Genomic DNA, 8,158 nt, shown 5'->3' with positions numbered 1-8,158 from the left:
CTTATATTTGATAGAGTGTTGAAATGGCTCCGCAGGCAAGACTCGAACTTGCGACCGATCGGTTAACAGCCGATTGCTCTACCACTGAGCTACTGCGGAATAGTTTGTACTAACGACAGCTATTAAATATTATCACCTTTATTTTTTAGAGTCAACACTTTTGAAAAATATTTTTTATAACTTTTCGGCCTATTCTTCTGTATTTGTTTTTGAAGATACCTTATGCATTGTGCTCTGCCCAACCCTCGACCATTGCTTCTATATTCCCCCTCCCTTTCTGACTCACTAGATTAAAAAATCGATGCACTCTTTTAAAAAGAATACACCGATTTTTCTTAACGTTTTTTAATAACAATAATACGCTGTTTGTCTTTATCCCCAAATTTCTTTTGAAACATCCACAATATACTTTAATTTTGCCCATTGCTGTTCTTCCGTCAATTTATTGCCATGATGGGTTGAAGCAAATCCACATTGCGGGCTAATGCAAATCTGCTCAAGAGGAACATAGTTGGATGCTTCCTGTACACGTGCTTTGATTACTTCTTTGTCTTCTAATTCACCCGTTTTAGAAGTAAATACACCTAAAACTACTTGCGGTCCGCCAGCTGGAATGTGCTCTAGCGGTTTGAACCCACCTGAACGCTCATCATCATATTCTAAAAAGAAGCCGTCTACTTTTTCTTTCGCAAAGAAGCTAGGAGCGATTCGGTCATATGGACCTTCAAAAGCCCAGGCAGACTGATAGTTCCCACGGCAAAGATGGGTTGTTACCGTTAAGTCTTCTGGTTTGCCTTCCAGCACTCCATTTACCACACGCAAAGCAAGATCGATTAACTTCTCTCTTTCCAGGTCGCTTTTTGCAAACGGAAGAGAGGATGCACAAAGCCCTGCAATGTAAACATCATCAAGCTGTAGGTAGCGGCAGCCAGCATCATAAAACGCTTGAAGTGCATCGCGGTAGGCCTGGATAATGTCTTTCGCGAAATCTTCAACATCCGGATAAATGTCTTCATTGCGGATGCCGGTATTGAAAAATTGATTTGGACTCGGAAGTGTAATTTTGGCAACAGCACGGTCACCAACAATTTCTTTAAATTCGACAAAGTCTTTAAGATGAGGGTGATCAGTACTAAAAGATACCTTGCCAGTTACGCGTACATCATACGCTTCAGTTTCTACACCTTCAAATTTATACCCATGGTCAGGAACATATCCTTCCACACCATTTAAGTGCTCCATGAAATCCGTATGCCAAAATCTGCGGCGGAATTCACCATCCGTTACCGCTTGAAGGCCCACTTCAATTTGTTTATCTACGACTCTTTTAATTTCTTCTGTTTCTACAGCACGTAATTGTTCAGCCGTAATGACACCATCTTTAAATTGCTTTCTAGCATCATGAATTGATTGCGGGCGAAGCAAGCTTCCTACGTGATCTGCTTTAAACGGTGCTTTAATCAATGTTTTTGTCATTTTAATTCCTTCTTTCCTATGTTTTTATGTACATGTATCTCTACAGCCAAATAAAGCTGCCTTAAAAAGATATTGCTTCTTTGTCGTGCATGGTTATAACGAAAAGTTAGAGCTGATTTTTCCTACTTCTCTTCCTGCATCTGTTTATTTGGTGTGAAATAACTGTAACACGGAAAAACAAACACGCGATAACACATAAAATCTATTTCTCGTTATAACTTTAAGCTAGAGCCAAATTAGTTCTAGCTTATTCCTTTATTTGAGTATCCGAATACATCACACCCATTCCCCATGCTTCCTGCTAAAAAAGCAAACGCAAGGGATGGGTACTCCTGACTTGATAGCGGTGATTTTGAAAATTCACAAAGCATTGTTTTAGATGAAATACCCAATGGTCTGGCCATTACCCATAATGCGCAGTAAGCCCGCTTTTGAAAAATTCGCCTCTAAAACCTGAAATTCAAACAACTTTGGGGTTGTCTTTACTTAGACTCAGGCCTTCAAAATGGCTAACATGTAAAAAAAACTGTGATAAGATTAATAAATACGACTATTTGTAAAAAAGATATAAACGAATTGAGGGGAAAAACCTTGCTTGCTGCTGAAAGAAAGTTGAAAATCATCGATTATGTACGAAAACACAATGTAGCTTCAGTGGCTCAGCTTTCTCAGGACTTTGGTGTCCATGAAGCAACCATTAGAAGAGATTTAAATGAAATCGAAAAAGAAGGACGCTTAAGAAGAACACACGGCGGTGTCGTTCTAGTTGACAGAGTAAGTTCAGAGCCCTCTTTCACTGTACGGGTGAATGAACGTGTCGAGGAAAAAACGTCGATCGCTGAACAGGCTTTAGAAATGATAGACGAAGGAGACAGCATTATTTTGGATTCCGGCACCACTACTTTTCAAATGGCCCGGCTGCTGGCTGCCAAATCGAATATTACAGTGGTGACCAATGATATTAAAATCGCAGCAGAACTGCAGGCTCGCAAAGATATAAAAGTGATTGTAACGGGCGGTACCCTGTTTCCTGAAAGTTACATGTTAAATGGTCTATTTACAGACCATGCTTTAAAAAAATTGCATGTAACCAAAGCCTTTATTGTTATTCCAGCGATTCATCCAAAGCTTGGACTCACTCATTTTGATGACCAATTTGTTTCTGCTAAACGCAGCATGATTGAAGCGGCCGAGCAAACCATTGTAGTCACTGACCATACAAAACTCGGGGGCGTGTCTTTGCATAATGTCGCACCCGTTACGCAAATTGATGTATTAATTACAGGAAAAGAAGCATCTGAAACCCAAGTAAAACAATTTCAAGAAGCAGGGGTAACGGTTTATACCGTTTAATGATTTTAAAAGTGCAGAAAAAAATTCTGCACTTTTATTTTTCGCATAAATGTTCATTATTGTTTATTTGTGTTTATTATTAATAAAATTTTGATTGATTTTGTTTGTTTTGTGTCTTGTGATATAAACTATCATGAATCTTCAGACAAAAAGGAGTGTTTACATGAGTACAGTTTCTATCTCAAGTTCAGTAGAACAATTAGCCATCAATGCGATTAGAACGTTATCAATTGATGCGGTGGAAAAAGCAAAATCTGGCCACCCAGGCATGCCAATGGGTGCTGCTCCCATGGCCTACACGCTATGGAGCAAGGTAATGAACCATAACCCTGCAAATCCTGAGTGGTTTAATCGCGACCGTTTTGTTTTATCAGCTGGACACGGTTCCATGCTTTTGTACAGCTTGCTGCACCTTTCCGGATATGACGTATCCCTTGAGGATTTAAAACAATTTAGACAATGGGGCAGTAAAACACCGGGACATCCAGAATACGGTCACACGCCGGGTGTCGATGCCACTACAGGTCCCCTAGGGCAAGGTGTCGCAATGGGTGTAGGTATGGCCATGGCAGAAGCGCATCTTGCTGCGAAATATAACAAAGATCAATTTGCTGTTGTTGACCATTTTACATATGTCATTTGCGGTGATGGCGACTTAATGGAAGGCGTTTCTGCAGAAGCGGCGTCACTTGCCGGCCACTTGGAGCTTGGCAAACTTGTCATGATGTACGACTCGAATAATATTACGCTGGACGGCGAAGCGAATCTTTCTTTTTCAGAAGATGTAGGAAAGCGCTTTGAAGCCTATGGATGGCAAGTATTGAAGGTATCCGATCAGCATGATATCAAAAGCATCGAGCAAGCGCTGCTGGAAGCGAAACAAGAAACATCCAAACCAACTTTAATTGAAGTCATTACAACACTGGGATACGGCAGCCCGAATAAAGGCGGAAAAGGCGGCCATCAAGGAACTCACGGCTCCCCGCTTGGAAAAGAAGAAGCTGCTTTAACAAAAGAATTCTATCAGTGGCCACAAAAAGAATTCTTTGTTCCTGAAGAAGTGAGAGCTCATTACGAGGAAATTAAAACAAAAGGCATTGAAGCCAATCAAGAGTGGAATGCCCTACTGTCACAATATAAACAAGCTTACCCTGAACTGGCTCAAAATCTTGAACAGGACTTACAGAGCGGTCCACTATATGTTGAAGATGAAGCGTTGCCGACATATGAAGTAGGGACAGAAATTTCTACCCGTATTGCTTCAGGCCAGGTGTTAAATGCGCTCGCTCAGCAAATTCCAAGCCTGCTTGGCGGTTCTGCTGATTTAGAATCATCTACAATGACACATTTAAATGGCTTAGGACGGTTTGCCCCAGGCCAATATGAAGAGCGCAATTTATATTTTGGTGTACGGGAGTTTGCAATGGGGGCTGTATTAAACGGTCTGGCGCTTCATGGCGGCGTTAAACCATTCGGTTCCACGTTCTTTGTTTTCTCTGATTACCTTCGTCCGGCTATCCGTCTGGCTGCTTTGATGAACTTGCCGGTTACGTATGTTTTCACACACGACAGTATTTTTGTTGGTGAAGACGGTCCGACACATGAACCGATCGAACAGCTGGCTGCTTTGCGCTCGATTCCAAATATGACGGTTCTTCGTCCGGCTGATGCCAATGAAACGGTTGCTGCCTGGAAATACGCAGCAGAAAATCAAGCGGGACCTGTTGCCCTCGTTTTAAGCCGCCAGAATATCAAAGTGACTGTAGACCGGGAAACAGCATTGAGCCAGCTTGATAAAGGGGCTTATGTTTTATCAGGTGCCGCTCAAGATGAATATGACGTTCAGCTAATGGCAACGGGCTCCGAGGTATCACTGGCTGTTCAAGTGAAAGAACAGCTGGATCAGGAAGGCATTCGCGCACGCGTCATCAGCATGCCGTCTTGGGAATTGTTTGAAAAACAATCTGCAGACTATCAGGACACTATTTTAAGCTCTGACAGCAAGGTAAATGTAGCGATTGAACTTGCCTCCCCGTTTGGCTGGGCAAATTATGTAGGAAGAAAAGGATTAATTGTTGGTATTCCAACGTTCGGTGCGTCTGCTCCAGGCAGCCAAATTGCCAAAGAGTTTGGCTTTACTGCAAAAAGTATTGTCGCTCAAATTAAACAACGTTTATCGTAAGCTAATTGTTTTTACTTCATTAAGAAAAGGGGAAAAAATAATGAAATTCTTTTTAGACACAGCAAACCTAGAGGAAATTAAACGCATTGTAAAGCTTGGACTGGTAGATGGAGTAACAACAAACCCTTCTATCATCGCAAAAGAAGGCGCAGACTTTAAAACACGCATTCAGGAAATTTGTTCAATCGTCAGCGGTCCGGTCAGCGCAGAAGTGATCGGTCTTACAGCGGAAGAAATGATTCAGGAAGGCCGTGAAATTGCTTCTTGGGCAGAAAATATTGTCGTTAAAATCCCAATGACAGAAGCTGGGCTAGAAGCAACGTATCAATTAACACAAGAAGGCATTAAAACAAACGTAACGCTTATTTTTACAGAGGCCCAGGGATTGATGGCTGCTAAAGCGGGCGCTACATACATCAGTCCTTTTATCGGAAGGCTGGATGATATCGGTGCAGATGGCATCAGCTTGGTTAAAAACTTAAAATCGGTGCTGCAAACATACGGCTTTGAAACAGAAATTATTGCAGCAAGCATCCGCAACCTGGATCACCTTGTTCAGTCATCTCTTGCTGGCGCTCATATTGCAACTATTCCCGGGAGCATCTTACCTTCTTTATGGAATCACCCGCTTACAACGTCCGGCATTGAAACATTTATGAAGGACTGGGGGAAACTTCAGGAAACTCTTAGCTAAGAAAACCATGCATTTATTATAACCACATTAAAGACAGTCAGAAGAATGTAACTTCCTGACTGTCTTTTTAACTGTTTTTAGCGGTAAAATCAATTAAAAAGGTAATAAAGCAGAAATATTTCTCTTCAATTAAACTCTGACATTTCATTTTCTAAAATGGCATTTAACTAAATTACATCATTTGGCGAATAATCTGCAGCTCTTAAAAGCAGTATTCTCTCCAACACATATGTCACCAAAGAGCTGCTTCTTTATAGAACCTCTTATACAATTTTGAACTGATGCTGAATAACGCTGCTGTCAGCATTTGGCTCCTAAGTCATTAAATAAATAGAATATTTCATATTTATTATTTAACTATTTAGTAGTAAGATAATAGTCTACAACTAAGAAAGAGGTTATCATATGCATTCATCATCATTATCGACCGAAACAACTAAAACAAAAGTTTTAGTCGTCAATGCACTTTTCGTCGCGTTAACCCTGGTAGCCACAATGTTTATCAACATAAAGCTCCCAATTATGGGTAATGGAGGCCTAATTCATCTAGGTAACGTACCTCTTTTTATAGCAGCCTTTCTTTATGGCAAAAAAACAGGCGCCATAGCAGGTGCGTTCGGAATGGGCTTGTTCGACCTTCTCTCTGGCTGGGCAATCTGGTCACCCTTTACATTCGTGATTGTAGGTGCCATGGGCTTTGTAGCCGGCCTTATAGCTGAAAAGGTTCCTGGAAAACGGATCCTTGTATACACATTGGCCGTAATTACTGCACTTATTATCAAAATCGTAGGCTACTATTTTGCCGAAGCTCTCCTTTATGGTAACTGGATACAGCCATTCGGTTCTATACCTGGAAACTTTTTGCAAGTAGTCGTAGCTGGAATTATTGTCGTACCACTTCTAGGGCGTTTAAAGAAAAGAGCAAGACCCTTTTAAGAGGTTTAGTGACAGCTGGCATTAAAAACGGGATTACTATCATGATGCAGATGAAAAAAGACGATGTTTTCTCGTCTTTTTTTTTTGCTCTTTTAACCTTATCTCCTTTTATTTTCGTGACATTTCTTTGCCTAAATTACAATTCTAGCAGACAGTCCACGGAGGAAGGAAACATAAAATATCAGATCTGAGTATCCGCTACTATAATTATTGTCGCTTTTACTTTTATCCATATTTCATTTAATCGAAGAACATCGAGTTATCCTATTTTGTATAGACAATACCTTTCATTGAATCTCCCTGCATTCATACTATTCATATCATACAAATGAACAGTACAAAATTCATTTTTTAGTTATTCTTATACTATCCTGTCCTAATTGTTATCCGATTTTTTCTGTTTAAAGAGAAACGCTTCATTTAGACCTCTTTAAGATGACTTAAGAGAAGAAGCATTTCATCATAATCAAAAGTATAACTACCATCCATTTTATTTAATTTTAATAAAAGTTGCTCAGCTCAAGCATACCTATGTACTTTTTATCAACTACTATAGCAGCTTTAGCAATAAATAAACACGAACCTCCCTTCTTTCTTATTTTTTCATTCATACTAGTAACACAAACTATACAAGTGAATACAGAGAATCATACTATATATGGCAAGGTTCATTTTGAACTTGCCATTTTATAAAAGAAGGGAGGGAATTTTTCATGGGCTTTAAATATGAATGTCGAGGAGACTATGCTGACGTTTGGTTTAACCCAAATTATGGAAACGCTAAGCACTGTGATCACCGCCGGGACGACCGTGATGATGTAAGAGACCGCAGAGACAATCGACGCGATGATCGTGATCACTGCCGGGACGACCGTGATGATGCAAGAGACCGCAGAGACGATCGACGCGATGACCGTGATCACCGCCGGGATGACCGTGATGATGCAAGAGACCGCAGAGACAATCGACGCGATGACCGTGATCACCGCCGGGACGACCATGATGATGCAAGAGACCGCAGAGACGATCGACGCGATGACCGTGATCACCGCCGGGACGACCGTGATGATGCGAGGGACCGCAGAGACGATCGACGCGATGACCGTGATCACCGAAGAGATGACCGCGGTAACCGTAAGAAAAGACCTTGGCTTTTTACTCTATAACGTAATTTTTGATAAAGATAGAGACTATTCCAGAAGTCATTTACAATGACTTTGTAATAGTCTCTTTTTTAGTTCAATGATATGGGTAAAAATAAATAATTCATCTTTTGATTAAAAACTGCTTAAAGGTATTCGATATACATGTATACTAACACCTTTTCGTAGTATGGAAAAGGATAGCTTCAAAAGCACTTCTCTAGTTCTCTATACGTCTTGCTTTGAAAAACAAAATAACATTAAAAAAGTATTCGAACTCCCCTCCTGTTACTTACTGCGTTCGCCCAACAAAAGTATCTCTACGTATAAAGACTTTTTTTAAAACAAAAAAAGAACAGCTTCCGCTGTCCTCTC

At 40.6% G+C, this 8,158-nt stretch carries 6 protein-coding genes and 1 tRNA gene; 5 read left to right on the top strand and 2 right to left on the bottom strand.

All coding sequences use genetic code 11. The features are described 5' to 3' along the window. Window positions 1–24: 24 nt before the first annotated feature. Window positions 25–99: transfer RNA gene (locus VP97_RS22020), tRNA-Asn, on the bottom strand. Window positions 100–372: 273 nt separating this feature from the next. Beyond that, the gene (locus tag VP97_RS22015; protein ID WP_050184308.1) at window positions 373–1,476 is read right to left on the bottom strand and encodes a 5-methyltetrahydropteroyltriglutamate--homocysteine S-methyltransferase; all 1,104 of its coding nucleotides are present in this window, start codon (window positions 1,474–1,476) and stop codon (window positions 373–375) included. 591 nt (window positions 1,477–2,067) lie between these two features. Here VP97_RS22015 and VP97_RS22010 point away from each other — a divergent pair. The 5 genes from VP97_RS22010 to VP97_RS24390 all read left to right on the top strand — a co-directional run bounded on the left by VP97_RS22010 (window position 2,068) and on the right by VP97_RS24390 (window position 7,807). Beyond that, window positions 2,068–2,829: a DeoR/GlpR family DNA-binding transcription regulator gene (locus tag VP97_RS22010; RefSeq protein WP_050184307.1), complete on the top strand. Its 762-nt coding sequence runs from the start codon at window positions 2,068–2,070 to the stop codon at window positions 2,827–2,829. A 163-nt stretch (window positions 2,830–2,992) separates the two neighbouring features. Next, the gene (gene tkt / locus VP97_RS22005; protein WP_050184306.1) at window positions 2,993–5,011 is read left to right on the top strand and encodes a transketolase; all 2,019 of its coding nucleotides are present in this window, start codon (window positions 2,993–2,995) and stop codon (window positions 5,009–5,011) included. 40 nt (window positions 5,012–5,051) lie between these two features. Further along, window positions 5,052–5,705, top strand: coding sequence for a fructose-6-phosphate aldolase (gene fsa / locus VP97_RS22000; protein WP_050184305.1), 654 nt, complete (start codon window positions 5,052–5,054; stop codon window positions 5,703–5,705). A 405-nt stretch (window positions 5,706–6,110) separates the two neighbouring features. Beyond that, window positions 6,111–6,641: an ECF transporter S component gene (locus tag VP97_RS21995; RefSeq protein WP_050184304.1), complete on the top strand. Its 531-nt coding sequence runs from the start codon at window positions 6,111–6,113 to the stop codon at window positions 6,639–6,641. Window positions 6,642–7,354: 713 nt separating this feature from the next. Continuing rightward, entirely contained in the window at window positions 7,355–7,807 is a 453-nt protein-coding gene (locus VP97_RS24390) for a hypothetical protein (RefSeq protein ID WP_216594943.1), read from the top strand. Window positions 7,808–8,158 lie beyond the last annotated feature (351 nt).

Origin of the sequence: Domibacillus robiginosus, from assembly GCF_000966195.1 — a bacterium.
Taxonomy (GTDB): Bacteria; Bacillota; Bacilli; order Bacillales; family Domibacillaceae; genus Domibacillus; species Domibacillus robiginosus.
The sequence above is the reverse complement of the archived record's forward strand: the minus strand, read 5'-3'. Positions and strand labels throughout refer to the sequence as shown.

Bases quoted from the DNA above. Each gene is read 5' to 3' on its own strand.
- VP97_RS22015 (WP_050184308.1), bottom strand. From the start codon at position 1,476: ATGACAAAAACATTGATTAAAGCACCGTTTAAAGCAGATCACGTAGGA.
- tkt (WP_050184306.1), top strand. From the start codon at position 2,993: ATGAGTACAGTTTCTATCTCAAGTTCAGTAGAACAATTAGCCATCAAT.
- VP97_RS24390 (WP_216594943.1), top strand. From the start codon at position 7,355: ATGGGCTTTAAATATGAATGTCGAGGAGACTATGCTGACGTTTGGTTT.
- VP97_RS21995 (WP_050184304.1), top strand. From the start codon at position 6,111: ATGCATTCATCATCATTATCGACCGAAACAACTAAAACAAAAGTTTTA.
- fsa (WP_050184305.1), top strand. From the start codon at position 5,052: ATGAAATTCTTTTTAGACACAGCAAACCTAGAGGAAATTAAACGCATT.